The organism is Microbacterium sp. K35 (assembly GCF_004794375.1).
Classification (GTDB): domain Bacteria; phylum Actinomycetota; class Actinomycetes; order Actinomycetales; family Microbacteriaceae; genus Microbacterium; species Microbacterium sufflavum.
Genome location: NZ_SSDM01000405.1, coordinates 18,701 through 36,495, shown reverse-complemented (window position 1 = coordinate 36,495; position 17,795 = coordinate 18,701). Strand labels below are relative to the sequence as shown.

General features: G+C 71.3%; 14 protein-coding genes and 1 pseudogene. 12 read left to right on the top strand and 3 right to left on the bottom strand.

Annotated features, from left to right (window positions below):
- Positions 1 to 1,529: helix-turn-helix domain-containing protein (locus DW299_RS16805; protein ID WP_205814434.1), on the top strand; the 1,529-nt coding region annotated here is incomplete at its 5' end.
- Positions 1,530 to 1,536: 7 nt separating this feature from the next.
- Here DW299_RS16805 and DW299_RS16800 read toward each other — a convergent pair.
- The gene (locus tag DW299_RS16800) at positions 1,537 to 2,403 is read right to left on the bottom strand and encodes an iron-sulfur binding domain-containing protein (RefSeq protein ID WP_136037271.1); all 867 of its coding nucleotides are present in this window, start codon (positions 2,401 to 2,403) and stop codon (positions 1,537 to 1,539) included.
- 142 nt (positions 2,404 to 2,545) lie between these two features.
- On the opposite strand from DW299_RS16800, the gene truB reads away from it, so the two are divergent.
- From truB to DW299_RS16770, 6 genes are all read left to right on the top strand, one after another.
- A complete protein-coding gene (gene truB, locus DW299_RS16795) occupies positions 2,546 to 3,439 on the top strand; it encodes a tRNA pseudouridine(55) synthase TruB (protein ID WP_136037267.1) in 894 nt (297 codons plus the stop codon).
- Positions 3,436 to 3,804, top strand: coding sequence for a hypothetical protein (locus DW299_RS16790; RefSeq protein WP_136037266.1), 369 nt, complete (start codon positions 3,436 to 3,438; stop codon positions 3,802 to 3,804). Before truB ends, DW299_RS16790 begins: the two co-directional genes overlap by 4 nt.
- Before the next feature lie 57 nt (positions 3,805 to 3,861).
- A complete protein-coding gene (locus DW299_RS16785) occupies positions 3,862 to 4,299 on the top strand; it encodes a hypothetical protein (protein WP_446724806.1) in 438 nt (145 codons plus the stop codon).
- Entirely contained in the window at positions 4,296 to 5,246 is a 951-nt protein-coding gene (locus tag DW299_RS16780) for a bifunctional riboflavin kinase/FAD synthetase (RefSeq protein WP_136035096.1), read from the top strand. Before DW299_RS16785 ends, DW299_RS16780 begins: the two co-directional genes overlap by 4 nt.
- Positions 5,247 to 5,455: 209 nt before the next feature.
- Positions 5,456 to 7,600, top strand: a complete 2,145-nt coding sequence (locus DW299_RS16775) for a DEAD/DEAH box helicase (protein WP_136037264.1) — start codon at positions 5,456 to 5,458, stop codon at positions 7,598 to 7,600.
- Positions 7,601 to 7,809: 209 nt separating this feature from the next.
- On the top strand, positions 7,810 to 8,838 hold the full coding sequence (locus tag DW299_RS16770) for a 6-phosphofructokinase (RefSeq protein WP_136035092.1): 1,029 nt from the start codon (positions 7,810 to 7,812) through the stop codon (positions 8,836 to 8,838).
- Between the two features lie 11 nt (positions 8,839 to 8,849).
- Here DW299_RS16770 and DW299_RS16765 read toward each other — a convergent pair whose 3' ends face one another.
- Positions 8,850 to 10,949 carry a S9 family peptidase gene (locus DW299_RS16765; protein ID WP_136037263.1) on the bottom strand — a complete coding sequence of 700 codons (2,100 nt, stop codon included), beginning with the start codon at positions 10,947 to 10,949 and terminating at the stop codon, positions 8,850 to 8,852.
- A 152-nt stretch (positions 10,950 to 11,101) separates the two neighbouring features.
- On the opposite strand from DW299_RS16765, the pseudogene DW299_RS16760 reads away from it, so the two are divergent.
- The 4 genes and pseudogenes from DW299_RS16760 (at position 11,102) to DW299_RS16745 (ending at position 15,337) form a co-directional block, all read left to right on the top strand.
- A pseudogene (locus tag DW299_RS16760) lies at positions 11,102 to 12,504 on the top strand (inorganic phosphate transporter).
- Positions 12,501 to 12,836: a peptidase gene (locus tag DW299_RS16755; RefSeq protein WP_136037262.1), complete on the top strand. Its 336-nt coding sequence runs from the start codon at positions 12,501 to 12,503 to the stop codon at positions 12,834 to 12,836. Before DW299_RS16760 ends, DW299_RS16755 begins: the two are co-directional and overlap by 4 nt.
- 59 nt (positions 12,837 to 12,895) lie before the next feature.
- Positions 12,896 to 13,825: a phosphodiesterase gene (locus DW299_RS16750; protein WP_136037261.1), complete on the top strand. Its 930-nt coding sequence runs from the start codon at positions 12,896 to 12,898 to the stop codon at positions 13,823 to 13,825.
- Between the two features lie 51 nt (positions 13,826 to 13,876).
- On the top strand, positions 13,877 to 15,337 hold the full coding sequence (locus tag DW299_RS16745; protein WP_136035081.1) for an aspartate ammonia-lyase: 1,461 nt from the start codon (positions 13,877 to 13,879) through the stop codon (positions 15,335 to 15,337).
- Between the two features lie 69 nt (positions 15,338 to 15,406).
- Here DW299_RS16745 and DW299_RS16740 read toward each other — a convergent pair whose 3' ends face one another.
- Positions 15,407 to 16,276, bottom strand: coding sequence for a fumarylacetoacetate hydrolase family protein (locus DW299_RS16740; RefSeq protein WP_136037260.1), 870 nt, complete (start codon positions 16,274 to 16,276; stop codon positions 15,407 to 15,409).
- A gap of 89 nt (positions 16,277 to 16,365) precedes the next feature.
- Between DW299_RS16740 and DW299_RS16735 the strand changes: the two genes are divergently transcribed.
- A complete protein-coding gene (locus DW299_RS16735) occupies positions 16,366 to 17,667 on the top strand; it encodes a PrsW family intramembrane metalloprotease (protein ID WP_240745440.1) in 1,302 nt (433 codons plus the stop codon).
- The last annotated feature ends 128 nt before the right edge of the window (positions 17,668 to 17,795 follow it).

Below are 17,795 nucleotides of genomic sequence, written 5' to 3'. Positions count from 1 at the left end.
CGGCGCACGTGTCGGGCCACCGGCGGGACGGGGCGATGCTGCTCGCCGGACTCGCGGCCGTCGGCGCGGGGCTCGCCGGGGATGCCGTGCACGATCTCGGCAGCCTGTATCCCCGCGCGTCGGCGCGGCTCCGGGGACGGGCGCTCGGGGGACTGCTGGTGGCGCAGACGTTCGTGCTGGGCGCGATGCCGGATGTCGATCCCGCGCTGTTCCGACCGCGGAGCGCGAAGGGTCGGGCGGCGTGGCGCGACTGGACGAGAGCGGCCGGGCTCGCGGCGCTGCTGTGCGCGGAACGAGGAGACCGGGCCCCGATGCGCCTGTGGCTCGACGCGGTGCGCGAGGGAGCCGCGGTCGTCGGGGCCGAGACCGAGCTGCGGGAGCCCGTCGTCGCCCTGTGCTGGCTTCTCGCGGGGGACAGCGAGGTCGGCGTCGGAGAGGGTGAGGGGCCGCTGTGCGGAACCCTGCTCCGGGCGCTCCGACTCGCGGCTCGCGGTGACATCGAGCAGGGGCTGCGCCTGCTGCGCGACGACTCGCCCCTGGCCGATCTCGCACCGGACCATCTGGTGCCGGGGTTCGAGCGCAGTCCGCTCGTGCGCGCCTATCGGGCGGTGGCCGAGACGCTGCTGCTGGTGTGGCGTGGTGACATCGGCGCGGCGCGGGAGCGGCTGCTCCGCGCCGCGGTCGAGCTCCCGGTCGCGCTTCCGTTCGCGGGACTGGGGGTCGTCCTCGCGCGGCGGCTCGATCTCGCCGTGCGGGGGGAGATCGGACCGGTCGCCCACGCCCTCACGGCCGTGCTTCCGGTAGGGGGAGGCGTCGACGGGTTGGTCGACAGCGGGATCGAGGCCTTCCTGGCGGGCGCGGTGGACGCGGCGGGGGCGGCGGTGGAGCTCTGGCGCGACGGCGGGGCTCCGGAGCCGGTGCTCGGTGTTCCCGGGCTCGAGGAGGTGGCTGTCGCGGCGCAGGTGCAGCGCGCGGCATCCGGGCCCGTCACACCTCCGGACCTCGCGGCGGCACGCGACCTCCGGGTGCGCCTCCTGGCGGCGTCGGCGGGGAGCTGGCCGTCGGAGCGAGACGACGTGCGGGAGACGGCGCGCACGCTGCGCTCCCCGTTCGCGCGGGCGCGCGTCGAGCTCGTGCTGGGTCTGCAGCACGCGGTGCGTGACGACCATCTCGCCGCACGGATGCACCTGCAGCGGGCGGAGCGGCTGTTCGAGGCGGCGGGTGCGGACGCGTGGGCGCGGGCGGCCAGGGACAGGATCGATCGGCTCGACACCACGGCGGCGCAGCTCGTCCCCGCGCCGGAGCGGCTCTCGGTGTGCCGCAGCGTGTGGAGGCGGCGGCTCACCGCCCGTGAGCTCGACGTCGCGATGCTGGCCGTTCGTGGCGCGGGCAACCGCGAGATCGGTCGAGAGCTGAGCGTGTCGGTGCGGACCGTGGAGGTGCACCTCGGGCGCGTGTTCGCGAAGCTGGAGGTGCGCAACCGTGTCGAGCTCACGGCTCTCGCCCACCGCACCGAGCGTCACCTCTGATCCGGGGTCACCGGGGGAGCGTGAGCCCTTCGCCGTCGGTCTCGGCGAGGCCGTCCGCGATGAGGGAGTCGATCGCCCGGTCGCGCTGTCGGGCGTCGGGCCACTCCGGGATCACCGCGGCCAGGGGGACGGCGTCGGGGGCGGCGTCGCGGAGGAGGCGCAGCACCGTGCCGCGGGCCTGACGGTCCGATCCCTCGTAGGCGGCCTGGCGGCGTCGAGCGTCGCCGGTGTCCGGTCGACCGGCCGCCAGCCAGGCGCACTGCTCGGCGATCGGGCACACCTCGCAGCGCGGTGCCCGAGCCGTGCAGATCGTGGCGCCCAGCTCCATGGTCGCCGCGTTGAAGAGCGCGGCCTCCACGTCGTCGTCCGGCAGCAGCGCGTCCATGAGGGCGAGGTCGCGCCGGGACGGCGGCGCCGGGTGTGCGCGCCCCTCGACCGCCCTGGCCAGCACGCGTCGGGTGTTGGTGTCGACGACCGGGTGCCGATCACCGTACGAGAACACCGCGACCGCTCGTGCCGTGTAGTCGCCGATGCCGGAGAGTGCCAGGAGCGCGTCGACTTCACGCGGCACGACACCTCCGTGCCGCTCGACGACCTCGATCGCGGCGCGGTGGAGCCACAGGGCACGGCGCGGGTAGCCGAGGTTGGCCCACTGCTGCACGACCTCGGCGGTCGTCGCCTCGGCCATCGCCGCGGGGGTCGGCCACCGCGTCAGCCAGGCGTCCAGATGCGGGATGACCCGGGTGGCGGGGGTCTGCTGCAGCATGAACTCGCTGACCAGCACGCCCCAGGCGCCGAAGCCGTCGTGGAACTCGCGGCGCCGCCACGGCAGGTCGCGGGCGGCCGATCGATACCATGACGTCAGGTTCGGCATCGTCGTGGGGGAAGACGGCGGAACGGGCACCCCGCCAGCCTAGGCGAGCGGGATCGGGACGACCGGGCCGAGGCACGGAGCCGTCGTACGAGGTGCGCGGCTGACGCACGGACGGCGCACCACGCGTCGGTAGGCTGGAGGGATGGTCCCCTCCGGCATCCTCCTCGTCGACAAGCCCGGCGGGCTCACCAGTCACGACGTGGTCGCCCGCACGCGGCGGGCCTTCGGCACCCGCAAGGTGGGTCACGCCGGCACGCTCGACCCGATGGCGACCGGGCTGCTGGTGATCGGCATCGAGGGTGCGACGCGGCTGCTCACCTACGTCGTGGGTGCCGACAAGACCTACCTGGCCACGATCCGGCTCGGCGCCACCACGACCACGGACGACGCCGAGGGTGACACGCTCACGGTCGCCGAGTCTGCGGCGTGGTCGACCGTCACCGACGACGCGATCGCTGCCGGCGTCGCCGCGCTGACGGGGGAGATCTCCCAGGTGCCCAGCGCGGTGTCGGCCATCAAGGTCGACGGACGTCGCGCCTACGACCGGGTGCGCGCGGGGGAGGAGGTCGTGCTCGCGGCCCGCGAGGTCACCGTCAGCCGGTTCGACGTGCTCGCCAGCCGTCGCGGCGAGGACCACATCGACCTGGACGTGATCGTGGACTGCTCGTCCGGCACCTACATCCGCTCTCTGGCCCGCGACCTCGGTGCCGCGCTCGGGGTCGGGGGCCATCTGACGGCCCTGCGGCGGACCAGGGTCGGCCCCTTCGACGCGGCGGACGCGGTGGGCGTCGACGAGCTGGAGGGCGCGCCGACGCTGACCCCGGCGCAGGCGGCGTCCCGCATCCTCCCGGTGCTCGCGGTCTCGGCGGATGAGGCGAGGGACCTGCGGCACGGGAAACGCCTGGTGGGCCAGGCCGATCGGCTCTCCGGCGCCCTCGTCGCGGCGATCGATCAGGACGACGTGCTGGTCGGCATCGTCGAGAGACGCGGCGCCGACATCAAGAGCGCCATGAACATGCCGGAGGCCGTCCGATGATCCTGTGGTTCACGATCGTGCAGATCGCGGTGGCGGTCGCCGCCGGCGTCTTCTGCCTGGTGGCCGGTCTGGCGGGGCGCCGGCCGAGCGACTTCTCGGTCGGCGCGCTCGCACTCGTCGAGCTGCTGCTGATCGGGCAGGTCGTCGTCGCGATCGTCGCCCCGCTCGCGGGGAACCCGCCCACGGGCGATCTCCTCGAGTACTGGGTGTATCTGGTCTCCGCCGTGCTGCTGCCGATCGGCGCCGTGCTGTGGGCCCTGATGGAGCGCAGCCGCTGGAGCACGGTCGTGCTGGGCGTCGCGGCGCTCGCGATCGCGGTCATGCTATGGCGCATGCAGGCCATCTGGACCGTCCAGCTCGCCTGACGGCGGGAGCCCCCGCGGAGTCCGGCGTCTCGCCGCGGCTCTAGGATGGAATGCGCTATGAGCTTCACCGCCCCCTCCGCCCGGATGACCGGAATCGGTCGCGTCCTTGTGATCGTCTACGCCGTCATGGCGCTGGCTGCCACGGGGCGCAGCTTCGTGCAGATCGTGCGCCGGTTCGATGAGGCGCCGCTCGCGTACACGCTGTCCGCCGTCGCCGCGCTCGTCTACATCCTCGCGACACTGGCGCTGATCTTCGCCCGGCGTCGCGGGTGGTACACCGTGGCGTGGGTCGCGATCGTGTTCGAGCTCACCGGCGTTCTCGTCGTCGGGGTGCTGAGCATCCTGCTTCCGGCGCTGTTCCAGCACGAGACCGTGTGGTCGCTGTTCGGCCGCGGCTACCTCTTCGTGCCGCTGGTGCTCCCCGTCTTCGGCATCTGGTGGCTGCGCACGCACCGCCCCGTTGCGGTGGAGCGCCCGGTGGAGGCCGTCGCGTGATCGTGTTCCGCAGTCCGGAGGAGGTGCCGGACGGCTTCGGACCCAGCGCGGTCGCCATCGGCAAGTTCGACGGGGTGCATCGAGGGCACCGCGCCGTGATCCAGCGGCTGAAGGACACCGCGGCCGCCACGGGGAGCCGGGCGGTCGCCGTCACCTTCGACCGCAACCCGCTCGCGGTCCTGCGCCCCGACCGGTGCCCCGAGAACGTCGTCACGGTGGAGCGCAAGCTCGAGCTGCTCGGCGAGCTGGGCCTCGACGCGACCCTGATGCTCACCTTCGACGAGGAGCTCGCCGCCCGCTCGGCGGAGGACTTCGTGGTGGACATCCTGGTGGGCGCGCTGCAGGTGTCGACCGTGTTCGTCGGCGCGGACTTCCGGTTCGGGCATCGCGGGGCAGGCACACCCGAGCTGCTGCGCGAGCTGGGCCCCCGCTACGGCTTCACGGTCGAGGTGGTCGAGGACGTGTACCTCGAGGGGTCGTCGCGGCGCGTGTCGTCGAGCTGGATCCGCGAGCTGCTCGTGGACGGCGACGTCGCGGGCGCCGCGCGGGTGCTGGGGCGCTCTCCCGATGTGCGCGGCGAGGTCGTGCACGGCCTCAAGCGCGGCCGCGAGCTGGGGTTCCCCACCGCCAACCTCTCGACCATCGTCGATGCGTTCGTCCCCGCGGACGGCATCTACGCCGGCTGGCTGGTCGACCACGACACCGGCATCCGGCATCCGTCCGCGATCTCCGTCGGCACGAACCCCACGTTCGACGACGTGCTGGTCCGCCAGGTCGAGGCGCACGTGCTGGGGGAGACGGGGCTCGACCTCTACGGGCACGACGTGACGGTGGAGTTCGTGGAGCGGTTGCGCGGCATGGTGGCGTTCGAGGGCATCGAGAAGCTCATGTCGCAGATGGCGGCCGATGTGGCGCAGGCTGCGGCGATCCTCGGCGTGGAGTCCTGACCGCTGCACCGCGAGTCCGGCGCGCGGTTCCGCGGGCGGTCGGCCCGATGACATAGAATGGGAGCAGGCTCCCGCCGACCCGCGCACCGCCGTGAGCGCCGGAGGGAGACGATCCACGGTCCGCACGGTCCTGGCTCACGCCACACGCGGACGACGAGAACGGCCATCGGCTCCCTGTGGGCGCCGGGCCCTTCAGGCTCAGGAGGAGCATGCCGACCACGGCAACCGCCGCCACGCGGCGCAAGAAGACGTCCCGTCGCGACGACGAGGCACCCCTCATCCCGATCCTCGCGCGCAAGGTGCGCGAGATCGAGGCGAAGTCCCAGCGCGGCAAGCTGGGCCCGACGAACCGCACGAAGTTCCAGGTCATCGCGTTCCTGGTGCGTGAGGAGCGCGCGCGGGTCAAGGCCGACACCGAGATCACCGACGCCGCGCGCACCGAGCTGCTCAAGCGTCTGGACGGCGTCGCCACGATCCTCGCCAAGACGGCCGCGCGCGACACCTCGCTCATCCAGCTGCTGGAGGCCGACCAGGCCACGTCGCCCGTCGCCAAGCGCATGCGCCGCGACTGGCTGCTGGAGTCGGGCGCCGAGCTGCCGCCCGAGGAGCTCATCATCGCGGACCAGGCGCCCGTGCAGGCCCCCGTGGTGCCGGCCGCGATCGCCGAACGTCAGGTGACGCCGCCGTCCGTGGAGTCGCGCCAGCTCGCCAACCCCTTCCTCGCGCCCGACCTCACGCCGCGCCCGGCCAGCACGCCCCGGCGCCGCCTCGACGGCTGGGAGCTGATGGGGCCGCTGTACAAGGCGTTCGAGACCGGCGCCGGCGGTGCGGCAGCCTCGATGGAGCTTCCGCCCGCGCCCGAGTTCGACCACGTGTCGCCCAAGGGCCTCGACGTGATGGTGCACCAGTCGCGCTTCCTCGAGGCGGTGCGCGCGGGGCACCGCAGCTTCCTGCTCGCGGATGAGCCGGGTCTGGGCAAGACCGCGCAGTCGGTGCTGGCGGCATCCGTCGCAGGCGCCTACCCGCTGCTCGCCGTGGTGCCGAACGTGGTGAAGATGAACTGGGCGCGCGAGGTGGAGCGGTGGACGCCGCAGCGCCGCGCGACCGTCATCCAGGGCGACGGCGACGACATCGACGCGTTCGCCGACGTGTTCATCGTCAACTACGAGATCCTCGATCGTCACCTGTCGTGGCTCGCGACCATCGGTCTGCGGGGCATGGTCGTCGACGAGGCGCACTTCATCAAGAACCTGTCGTCGCAGCGCTCCCAGAACGTGCTGTCGCTGGCCGCGCAGGTGCGTGAGCGCACGCCGGGACACGACCCGCTGATGCTCGCGCTCACGGGTACCCCGCTGATCAACGACGTCGAGGACTTCGACGCGATCTGGCGCTTCCTCGGGTGGACGAACGGCGAGAAGCCGGGACCGGCGCTCATGGAGAAGCTCGACGCGACCGGGTTTACGCCCGCCGACAAGGCGTTCTATCCCGAAGCGCGGGACGCGGTGATCTCGATGGGTATCGTGCGCCGCAAGAAGAAGGACGTCGCGGCCGACCTCCCGGACAAGCTCGTCGCAGATCTGCCGGTGCAGCTCGACGACGAGTTCGGGCGCAGCATCCGTCAGGCCGAGCGCGAGCTGGGGGAGCGGCTGGCCGCGCGCTACCGCCGCATCATCGAGGCGCGGGGCGATCGCGGGCTCCTTCCCGGCGAGATCGACGACGACATCGTGCGCCTGGTCGCTCAGAACGAGCTCGAGGAGTCGAAGGCCGCGGGCACCGGAGGCGACAACGTCTTCACGATGGTGCGCCGCATCGGTCAGGCCAAGGCGCCGCTCGCGGCCGACTACGCGGCGCAGCTGCAGCGGTCGGTCGGCAAGGTCGTGTTCTTCGCGAAGCACATCGACGTCATGGACCAGGCGGAGGCGCACTTCGCCGCCGCGGGCATCCGCGCGGTGTCGATCCGCGGCGATCAGACCACGACCGTGCGTCAGCAGGCGATCGACGACTTCAACGGCGACCCGGACGTGGGCATCGCGGTGTGCTCGCTGACGGCCGCCGGTGTGGGGCTCAACCTCCAGGCCGCGTCGAACGTCGTGCTCGCCGAGCTCTCGTGGACGGCGGCCGAGCAGACGCAGGCCATCGACCGCGTGCACCGCATCGGGCAGGACGAGCCGGTGACGGCGTGGCGCATCATCGCCGCGCACACGATCGACACCAAGATCGCGGAGCTCATCGACCAGAAGCAGGGCCTCGCGGCCAGGGCGCTGGACGGCGAGGCGACCGAGGAGGCGGCGAGCGAGTCGGTGCAGCTGGCGGCCCTCATGCACCTGCTGCGCGAGGCCCTCGGCGGGAGCTGAGCCTCCGCTAAGAACGCGAGTTCTTAACGCCGGATTCGCCTCGGATCGGGCTTCGATCTCAAAGTTCGCGGATTCCGCGGGTCGGACGCGTCAAGATCCTGGTTTTTCGACGCGTCCGAATGGCGGCGGAGGGCGGCGTGCCGCTAGGGTCGATCCCAGGCACCGTCGCCTTTCCCCCTCCCGACACTCGAACCTCCGAAGGCAGCAGCATGAAGATCGGCATCCTGACGAGCGGCGGCGACTGCCCCGGACTCAACGCGGTCATCCGCGGCATCGTGCTCAAGGGCACCACCACCTACGACCTGGAGTTCGTCGGCATCCGCGACGGCTGGCGCGGGGTCGTCGAGGGCGACTTCATGCCCCTCACCCGGCACGAGGTGAAGGGGCTGTCGAAGGTGGGCGGCACGATCCTCGGCACGAGCCGCACCAACCCGTACGAGGGTGAGCGCGGCGGCGCCGAGAACATCGCCAAGACGCTCTACGGTCACAAGATCGACGGCATCGTGGCGATCGGCGGCGAGGGCACCCTGGCCGCGGCCGACCGGCTCGCGAAGGACGGCATCAAGGTGCTCGGCGTCCCGAAGACGATCGACAACGACCTGCGCGCCACCGACTACTCGTTCGGTTTCGACACCGCGGTGAACATCGCGACCGACGCCATGGACCGTCTGCGGACGACCGGCGACTCTCACCAGCGGTGCATGGTCGCCGAGGTCATGGGCCGTCACGTCGGCTGGATCGCGCTGCACGCCGGCATGGCCGCCGGTGCCCACGTGATCTGCATCCCCGAGGTCCCCATGTCCATCGACGAGATCACCGAGCTGGTCACGCGGGCACACGACCGCGGCCGCGCTCCGCTGGTCGTGGTGTCGGAGGGCTTTACGCTCACGGGCATGGAGGAGGCCTACAGCGACAAGGGCCTCGACGCCTTCAACCGCCCGCGCCTCGGCGGGATCGGCGACCTGCTGGCCCCGGAGATCGAGCGGATCACCGGCATCGAGACCCGCGCCACGATCCTGGGGCACATCCAGCGCGGCGGCTCGCCCTCGGCGTTCGACCGCGTGCTGGCCACGCGCCTGGGCCTGCACGCCGCCGACGCGATCGTCGACGGCGCCTGGGGCCAGATGGTGGCGATGCAGGGCACCGACATCGTGCGCGTGCCCTTCGCGGATGCGCTGGGCGAGCTGAACACGGTGCCGCGCTACCGCTACGACGAGGCCGCCGCGCTGTTCGGCTGACCCGCCGCGGCTCAGGCGTCGGCGAGGCCGAGCGTGTCGAGCAGCCAGGCGAGCTCGAACGCGCGCTCACGCCAGGAGTTGTAGCGCCCGCTCACGCCCCCGTGCCCGGCGACCATCTCGCACTTGAGGAGCACGTCGGTCGCCCCGGCCTCGCGGAGCCGGGCCACCCACTTGGCCGGCTCGACGTACAGCACTCGCGTGTCGTTGAGTGATGTCACGGCGAGGATCCGCGGGTAGTGCACACCCTCGCGCACGTTCTCGTACGGCGTGTACGACTTCATGTAGGCGTACACCTCTGCGTCGTGCAGCGGGTCGCCCCACTCGTCCCACTCGATCACGGTGAGGGGAAGCGACGGGTCGAGGATCGTGGTCAGGGCGTCGACGAACGGCACCCCGGCGAGCACTCCGGCGAACAGCTCGGGGGCCAGGTTCGCGACCGCGCCCATCAGCAGGCCGCCCGCACTGCCGCCCTCGGCGACCAGCTGCGCGGGCGTCGTCGTGCCCTCCGCGACCAGGTGCCGTGCGCACGCGACGAAGTCCGTGAAGGTGTTGCGCTTGTGCAGCAGCTTCCCCTCCTCGTACCACTGCCGTCCCATCTCGCCGCCGCCGCGCACGTGGGCGACCGCGAAGACCACGCCGCGGTCGAGCTCCGACAGCCGCGCCACGGAGAACCCCGGGTCGATCGAGTGCTCATACGAGCCGTAGCCGTACAGGTGCACGGGGCGCGCCTCGGCACCAGGCTCCCCGAACGACCGCTTCCAGACGAGCGAGATCGGCACGCGGGTGCCGTCTTCCGCGGTCGCCCACTCGCGGCGCTGGCCGTAGGCGGAGGGCTCATAGCCGCCCAGAACGGCCACCTGCTTGCGCAGCACGAGCTCGCGCGTGGCGAGGTCGAGCTCGTACACCGTGCCTGGCGTCACGAAGGAGGTGTAGCCGAGCCGGAGGAAGGGGGCGTGCCACTCGGGGTTGCCGCTCACGCCGGCGGAGTAGAGCGGCTCGTCGAAGCGGAGCTCCTCGACCGCATCGGTCGCGTAGTCGAGCAGGCCGACCCGTTCGAGCCCCTCGCTGCGGTACTCCACGGTGGCGAAGTCCCGGAACGCATCGACCCCGAGGAGTCGCCGTCCCGGCTCGTGGGGGAGGATCACGCGTCGCTCGCCCTGCGGGTCCGCGACGGTCACCGACACGAGCTCGAAGTCCAGGGCGCCGTCGTTGTGCAGGATCAGCAGTCGGTCCTCGCCGTCGACCACGGCGTGCTCCAGCGAGTACTCCACACCCTCGCGACGCGGCCACACCAGCTGCGGCTCCGCGGTGATGTCGCCGGACAGGTCGACCAGGCGCTCCTCGCTCGTGATGCTCGACCCGACCGCGATCACGAGGTACCGGCGGCTGCGGGTGATCCCGGCGCCGAGCCAGAACTTCTCGTCGGGTTCGTGGAACAGCCGCACGTCGTCGGCGACGGGGGTGCCGAGGCGGTGCAGCCACAGGGTGTCCGGGCGCCAGGCCTCGTCGCGCGTGGTGTAGAGCACCCCCGTGCCGTCGGGGGTGAAGAAGGCGCTGCCGGTGTTCGGGATTTCGTCGTCGAACGTGGTGCCCGTCGCGAGATCGCGTACGCGCACGGTGTAGAGCTCGTCGCCCTCGAAGTCGGTGGACCACAGGAGCTTCGTCGCGTCATCCGTGGTGTCGAAGGCTCCGAGCGAGAAGAACTCGTGGCCCTCCGCCTCGGCGTTGCCGTCCAGCAGCACGACCTCGCCGGGCACCGGGACGCCGGGCTCCAGGCGCGGGGGAGTCCAGTCGTCGGGCTCCGCGGCCGCGCGGCAGTGGATCGCGTACTGCGCGCCCTCTTCGGTGCGGCTGTAGTACCACCAGTCGCCGCGGCGGGTCGGCACCGACAGATCCGTCTCCTGCACGCGGCCCTTGATCTCCTGGAACAGGGTCTCGCGCAGTCCGGCCAGGTGGGCGGTCTCGGCCTCGGTGTGGGCGTTCTCGGCCTCGAGATGAGCGATGACCTCGGGGGAGTCCTTCTCGCGCAGCCATTCGTAGGGGTCTTCCACGGTGTCCCCGTGGTGCGTGCGGAACGTCGGACGGCGGGCGGCGATCGGGGCGTCAGTCACCGCTCCACGCTATCCCAGGTCGAGTTGACCGGCACGGGGGACGGTGGGAGGATTTACCGGGGCCGGTAAACGGAAGTCAAACCCACGGTGAACTCTTCGTTCGTCACGTCGATCCCGTCGACATTCCCTTTCCTCAAGACCGAAAGCGAACGGTGGAAACCGCAGCCCTCATTGTTGTGCTCGTCATCGCGCTGGCACTCTTCTTCGACTTCACGAACGGCTTTCACGACACCGCCAACGCGATGGCCACCCCCATCGCGACCGGTGCCCTGAAGCCCAAGACCGCGGTGCTGCTGGCCGCCGTGCTCAACCTCGTCGGTGCCTTCCTGTCCACGGAGGTGTCGAAGACCATCTCGGGCGGCATCATCCGCGAGGATGCGATCCTCGAGGCGGGGGCGCAACTGTTCCTGTCGCTCATCTTCGCCGGACTCATCGGTGCGATCACGTGGAACATATGCTCACCTGGCTGCTCGGCCTGCCGTCGAGCTCCTCGCACGCGCTGTTCGGCGGCCTCATCGGCGCCACGCTCGTCGGCGCGGGCCTCGGCGGCATCGACTTCGGTGCAGTGCTGTCGAAGATCGTGCTCCCCGCGCTGATCGCCCCCATCACGGCGGGCATCATCGCGTTCGCGGCCACCAAGATCGCGTACTCGGTCACGCGCCGCTACGACGGCAAGCCGGACGGACGCGACGGCTTCCGCTGGGGTCAGATCTTCACGTCCTCGCTGGTCGCGCTGGCGCACGGCACGAACGACGCGCAGAAGACCATGGGTGTCATCACCCTGGCCATGATCACGATCGGCTGGCAGTCGGGAGCCCACCACGAGCCCGAGCTGTGGGTGATCGTCGCGTGCGCCTTCACGATCGCGCTCGGCACGTACCTCGGCGGGTGGCGCATCATCCGCACGCTCGGCAAGGGGCTGACCGATGTCAAGCCGGCGCAGGGCTTCTCCGCCGAGAGCTCGACCGCGGCCACGATCCTCGCGTCCAGCGCGCTGGGCTTCGCGCTCTCCACGACCCAGGTGGCGTCCGGCTCGGTCATCGGCTCGGGGCTGGGTCGCCGCGGCTCGACCGTGCGGTGGCGGACGGCCGGACGCATCGGCGTCGGCTGGCTGCTGACGCTGCCGGCCGCCGGCGGTGTCGGCGCCCTCGCGGCCCTGCTGGTCGTGTGGCTTGGCCCATGGGGCGTCGCGATCGATGCGGTCCTTGCGCTCGCGATCATCCTGGGCCTGTTCCTGCGGTCGCGGCGCAACGCGGTCACGCACGCGAACGCGATGAGCGATGTGGCGGAGTCGGGTCTCGCGATCGAGCTGCCGGACACGCCCCCGCCCACGCGCCGTCAGCAGCGCATCGAGCGCGCGAAGGCCGAGGCCAAGGCGCGTGCCGAGGCCAAGGACCGCGCGAAGGCCGAGGCGAAGAACAAGGCCAAGAAGAAGGCGGAGGCCAAGGCCGGTGCCAAGGCGGCGAAGACCGGCGCTGCACCCGTCGCCCCGGCCCCGGCACCGGAGTCGGCCGCCGACGAGGCCACGATCACGCGGAACGGGGACTCGGCATGAGCGTCACGATCGACTGGCTCGCGTTCTTCCAGGTGTTCGCCGCCGCCCTCATCGGCGCCGCGGCCATCGTCACCTTCTACGCGCTGGGACTGCGGCTCCTGGTCCGCAGCGGCCGGGCCCCCGTCGTGAGCCCCGCCGAGTTCACCGACGCGATCACCGTGATCTCCGAGAAGGAACTCAAGCGCGCGGCCAAGCAGGCGGCCAAGGCGGCGCAGAAGAGCCCGCTCACCGAGGGACAGAAGACTCTCGCGCTCGTGGGTGCCTACGTGTGCTTCGTGCTGTGCGGTGCGGCGGTCATCGGCGGCATCCTCCTCCTCGTCCTCGGACACTGAGACCCCGCGGCCCTGGCGCGTCCGGACCTGGCGTCGGGGCGTGACCCTAGGCTGAGGTCATGTCCGCGGCACCCGGAACCCCGTACGTCTTCGGCAGGCACGACCCGGCCTCCCACGTCCTGATCCACGTGAGCGACCCGCACTTCCTCGCGGGAGGGGCACTGCTCGGCGGGAGCTACGACGTGCAGGCCTCGTTCGACCGCACCCTCGCGGCGATCCGCGCCGTGCATCCGGCGCCCGCAGCCATCGTGGTCACGGGCGACCTCGCAGACCTCGGTGAGCCCGACGCGTACCGGCGACTGCGAGCCGCGCTCGAGCCGGTCGCCGCGGACCGGGGCACACCGATCGTGTGGGTCGCGGGCAACCACGACGAACGCCCCGCGCTGCGCCGTGAGCTTCTCGACCGGGAGCCGACGGAGGAGCCGGTGACGGGCGTGTGGGAGCTGGACGGACTGCGGCTCATCGCGCTCGACACGAGTGTCCCCGGATGGCACCACGGAGACCTCGACCCCGGTCAGCTCGAGTGGCTGGCCGGACTGCTCGCGGAGCCGGCGCCGCACGGCACGCTGCTGGCGATGCACCACCCGCCGCTGCCGAGCCACCTGCCGCTGTTCGACATCCTCGAGCTGCGCCACCAGGACGAGCTCGCGGAGGTGATCCGCGGCACCGACGTGCGGGGGATCCTCGCGGGACACCTGCACTACTCCTCGCACGGGGTGTTCGCCGGCGTCCCGGTGAGCGTGGCCTCGGCGACCTGCTACACGATGAACGTCGCCCGGCCGGCACCCGACGTGAACGGCATGGACGCGGCGCAGTCGTTCCAGCTCGTGCATGTGTATCCCGACACGATCACCCACACCGTCGTCCTGGTGGTCGACGCTCCCACGGGCGACTTCTTCTCCTCCGAGTGGCTGGAGCGGATGGCCGCCCTCACGCCGGAGCAGCGGCTCGACGCGTTCTCCCGGAAACCGCCGCGCCGACCGGCGTAGACTGGTCGCATCCCCCACTTTTCCATTCGCCACGACCCACGAGGATGTGACATGGCTTCTGCCGCGCCTGCACTTACACGTACCGAGACCGATTCGCTGGGGAGCATGGAGATCCCCGTCGACGCCTACTGGGGGATCCACACGGCCCGCGCCGACGCGAACTTCCCGATCTCCAAGCGGCCGATCTCCGTGTACCCCGACCTGGTGATCGCTCTGGCGATGGTCAAGCAGGCCAGTGCGCGGGCGAACAAGGAGATCGGCGTGCTCGATGCCGAGCGTGCCGACCTGATCGACCGCGCGGCGCAGCGGGTGATCGACGGCGAGTTCCACGAGCAGTTCACCGTCGGCGTCATCCAGGGCGGTGCCGGCACCTCGACCAACATGAACGCGAACGAGGTCATCACCAACATCGCGCTCGAGATGGCCGGACGCGAGAAGGGCGACTACGCGTTCCTCTCGCCGATCGACCACACCAACCGCAGCCAGTCCACCAACGACGTGTACCCGACGGCGGTCAAGATCGGGCTGTCGCTCACGCTGCGGTCGCTGCTCGACGAGCTCGACGCCCTGCGCATCGCGTTCCTGGGCAAGGCGAGCGAGTTCCACGACATCCTCAAGGTCGGGCGCACCCAGCTGCAGGACGCGGTGCCGATGACGCTCGGCCAGGAGTTCCACGGCTTCGCCACGACGCTGGGGGAGGACCACAGCCGTCTCACCGAGAACGCCTCGCTCATGTTCGAGATCAACATGGGCGCCACGGCGATCGGTACCGGCATCACCACGCACGTCGACTACGCGCCGGCCGTGCTCAAGCACCTGCGCGAGATCACGGGGCTCGACCTGGAGACGGCGACCGACCTCGTGGAGTCCACGAGCGACACCGGCGCCTTCATGTCGTTCTCGTCGTCGCTCAAGCGCAACGCCATCAAGCTCTCGAAGATCTGCAACGACCTGCGCCTGCTCTCGTCGGGTCCGCAGGCGGGCCTCGGCGAGATCAACCTCCCCGCCCGCCAGGCCGGCTCCAGCATCATGCCGGGCAAGGTGAACCCGGTGATCCCCGAGGTCGTGAACCAGGTCGCGTTCGCCGTCGTCGGCGCGGACACCACGGTGACCATGGCGGTCGAGGGCGGACAGCTGCAGCTCAACGCGTTCGAGCCGGTCATCGCGCACTCGATCTTCCAGTCCATCACCTGGATGCGTCAGGCCATGTGGACCCTGCGCGTGAACTGCGTCGAGGGCATCACCGCCAACCGCGACCGCCTCGGGGCGATGGTGGGCGCGTCGGTCGGCGTGATCACGGCGCTCACCCCCTTCATCGGCTACGCCGCCGCGGCCGCGCTCGCGAAGACCGCGCTGCTCACCAACCGCAACGTCGCCGATCTGGTGGTCGAGGCCGGCCTCATGTCGCGCGACGAGGTGACCAAGCAGCTCTCGCCCGCGCGCCTGTCGGGCCTGGAGGCCGTGACGGCGGCCATCCCGATCGTCACGCCCGACGACCTCATCCAGATCTGACCTGCGGCACGCCGAACACGCAGAAGGGGACGGGAGCCGCGGCTCCCGTCCCCTTCCGCGTGTCCGGTGTCAGTCGAGGATGCGGCAGTGCGTGGTGAGCTCGCCGATCCCGTCGATGCCGACCGTGACCGTCGAGTGGTCGCGGAGGAAGATCTGCGGGTCGCGCGAGTAGCCCGCACCGCCGGGGCTGCCGGTGGAGATGAGCGTCCCGGGCAGCAGCGTGAGCGACTGCGACAGATGCGCGATCAGCTTCGCGACCGAGCGCACCATCTGGTCGGTGCTCGCGTCCTGCACCGTGTGCCCGTCGACGACCGTCCAGATGTGGAGGTCCTGCGGATCGGGCACCTCGTCGGCCGTGACCGCGAAGGGACCGGTGGGCGTGAAGCCGTCGAACGACTTGCAGCGCGACCACTGCGCCTCGGAGAACTGGATGTTCCGCGCGGTGATGTCGTTCACCACGGTGTATCCCCACACGTGCGACAGCGCGTCGGCTTCGCTCACGTCTTTCGCGGGGGTGCCGATCAGCACGCCGAGCTCCGCCTCGTAGTCGACGGCTTCGCTGAGGCTGCGCGGCCAGGAGGTGACGTGATCGTGCCCGGTGAGGGAGTTGGGCCACAGTGTGAACACCGTGGGCGCAGCGTCGGTCTTGAGCCCGAGCTCGCTGGAGTGCGCGGCGTAGTTGAGGCCGACCGCGAGCACGGCGGGCGGGGCGAGCACGGCGGAGTCGAAGCTCCAGTCACCCAGCGGGTGACGCGGGGCGGTGCCCTCGGCCAGGGCGGTGCGCAGCTCGTCGAGGGCGACGTCACCCCGCTCGATCAGCTGCTGCAGTGTGGCAGGAGCGTCGGACAGGAGATCGGAGACGAGGATGGCGTCCGTGTCGTCCACCACGGCGAGGACCGCGCGGGGGGAGTCGGGACGGCGCAGATGAGCGAACCGCATGGTTCTACGCTACCGGGTGGCTGCGGCGGGGCGGATGGAGGACTCGACCAGACCCGGGCGGTATTGCTTGTGCCCCATAAGCTTTGGCTATGACTTTCGGAGGACCGGCCGACCCCCAGCAGCCCGGGCGATACACGCCGCCGCCCGCCCAGCAGCCCGCACCGTCGGCGTACTCCGCGGCCCAGTATGCGCAGTCGCCCTATCTGCCGGCGACCTACGGGCAGCAGCCCGGCTACGCGTCCGCACTGGCGCAGCCGACGCCGTACACCCCGCCGGCGCCCGTCGCGCCGTCGCCGGCGGAGTCGCTGCCCGCCCTGCCGGTGACCACGAAGAAGGGCAGGACGGTCTCGCTGTGGCTGTTCGCCTTCCTCGGGTTCCTGCTCCTGGCGCTGATCGGCTACTTCGGCTGGGCGCTGGGGCCGACGGCGTCGGCCGTGGGGCTCGTTCTCGCGCTGATCCCCCTGGCGATCGTGTTCCTCGGGGTGCGGATGATCGACCGATGGGAGCCGGAGCCGAAGCGTCTCGTGATCTTCGCGATCGCGTGGGGCGCGGTGGCGGCGGTCGGCCTCACTCTCCTGGTCGACGTCGGGATGACGATCCTGCTCGGCCCGGTGCCGGAGGCGGTGGCGGCGGTCGTACAGGCGCCGATCGTGGAGGAGTTCTGGAAGGGCCTCGGGGTGTTCCTGGTCTTCCTGCTCGCCCGCCGTTCGTTCGACGGCCCGGTCGACGGCGTGGTGTACGGCGCGCTGGTGGGGGCCGGGTTCGCGTTCACCGAGAACATCCAGTACTTCGCGGTCAGCCTGATCGAGGGTGGCGGCGAGCAGCTCGGCGCCACGTTCGTGGTGCGCGCGCTGCTGTCGCCCTTCGCGCACGCCATGTTCACGTCGCTGACGGGGTTCGCGATCGGCCTCGTCGCGCGCCGGCACGCCTCCGCCGGGGCGGCCCTCGGCGCGGGACTGCTCGGGTGGTTCGGCGCGGTCTTCCTGCACGCGCTGTGGAACGGCTCGGCGACCTTCGCGGACTTCTTCGGCCTCTACTTCACGCTGCAGGTCCCGCTGTTCATCGGCTTCATCCTGGGCATCATCGCGCTGCGGCGGGAGGAGGCGCGGCTCACGCGAGCCCGGCTCGCCGAGTACGCCGCCGCAGGATGGTTCACGCCGGAGGAGGTCACGATGCTGGCGACGCCGTCCGGTCGCAAGGCGGGATTGACGTGGGCGGCGCAGCTGCGCGGCGACCGTCGTCCGCTCATGCGCGAGTTCATCAAGGACGCGACGGCGCTGGCGGCGGTGCGGCAGCGGGCGATCACCGGCCGCGACCCGCTGGCGGTCGAGGACGAGCGGGCGCTGCTGATCCGCACGCGCGCGACGAGGGCCGCGCTGCTGGCCTACTGATCCGCCCTGAGCAAGACTCAGCGCCCGGTGCTGCGGCGATGCCTGCATGTCTCCCGGGCGCTGAGTTGATCTGCCACCAGGGTGCACCCGGCCCCTCGGACGTGTCAAGGGGCAGGGCGCGAGGCCAC

Coding starts and splice junctions, on each gene's coding strand:
- DW299_RS16800 (WP_136037271.1), bottom strand. CDS start 2,403: ATGCCGAACCTGACGTCATGGTATCGATCGGCCGCCCGCGACCTGCCG.
- truB (WP_136037267.1), top strand. CDS start 2,546: ATGGTCCCCTCCGGCATCCTCCTCGTCGACAAGCCCGGCGGGCTCACC.
- DW299_RS16790 (WP_136037266.1), top strand. CDS start 3,436: ATGATCCTGTGGTTCACGATCGTGCAGATCGCGGTGGCGGTCGCCGCC.
- DW299_RS16785 (WP_446724806.1), top strand. CDS start 3,862: ATGAGCTTCACCGCCCCCTCCGCCCGGATGACCGGAATCGGTCGCGTC.
- DW299_RS16775 (WP_136037264.1), top strand. CDS start 5,456: ATGCCGACCACGGCAACCGCCGCCACGCGGCGCAAGAAGACGTCCCGT.
- DW299_RS16770 (WP_136035092.1), top strand. CDS start 7,810: ATGAAGATCGGCATCCTGACGAGCGGCGGCGACTGCCCCGGACTCAAC.
- DW299_RS16755 (WP_136037262.1), top strand. CDS start 12,501: ATGAGCGTCACGATCGACTGGCTCGCGTTCTTCCAGGTGTTCGCCGCC.
- DW299_RS16750 (WP_136037261.1), top strand. CDS start 12,896: ATGTCCGCGGCACCCGGAACCCCGTACGTCTTCGGCAGGCACGACCCG.
- DW299_RS16745 (WP_136035081.1), top strand. CDS start 13,877: ATGGCTTCTGCCGCGCCTGCACTTACACGTACCGAGACCGATTCGCTG.
- DW299_RS16740 (WP_136037260.1), bottom strand. CDS start 16,276: ATGCGGTTCGCTCATCTGCGCCGTCCCGACTCCCCCCGCGCGGTCCTC.
- DW299_RS16735 (WP_240745440.1), top strand. CDS start 16,366: ATGACTTTCGGAGGACCGGCCGACCCCCAGCAGCCCGGGCGATACACG.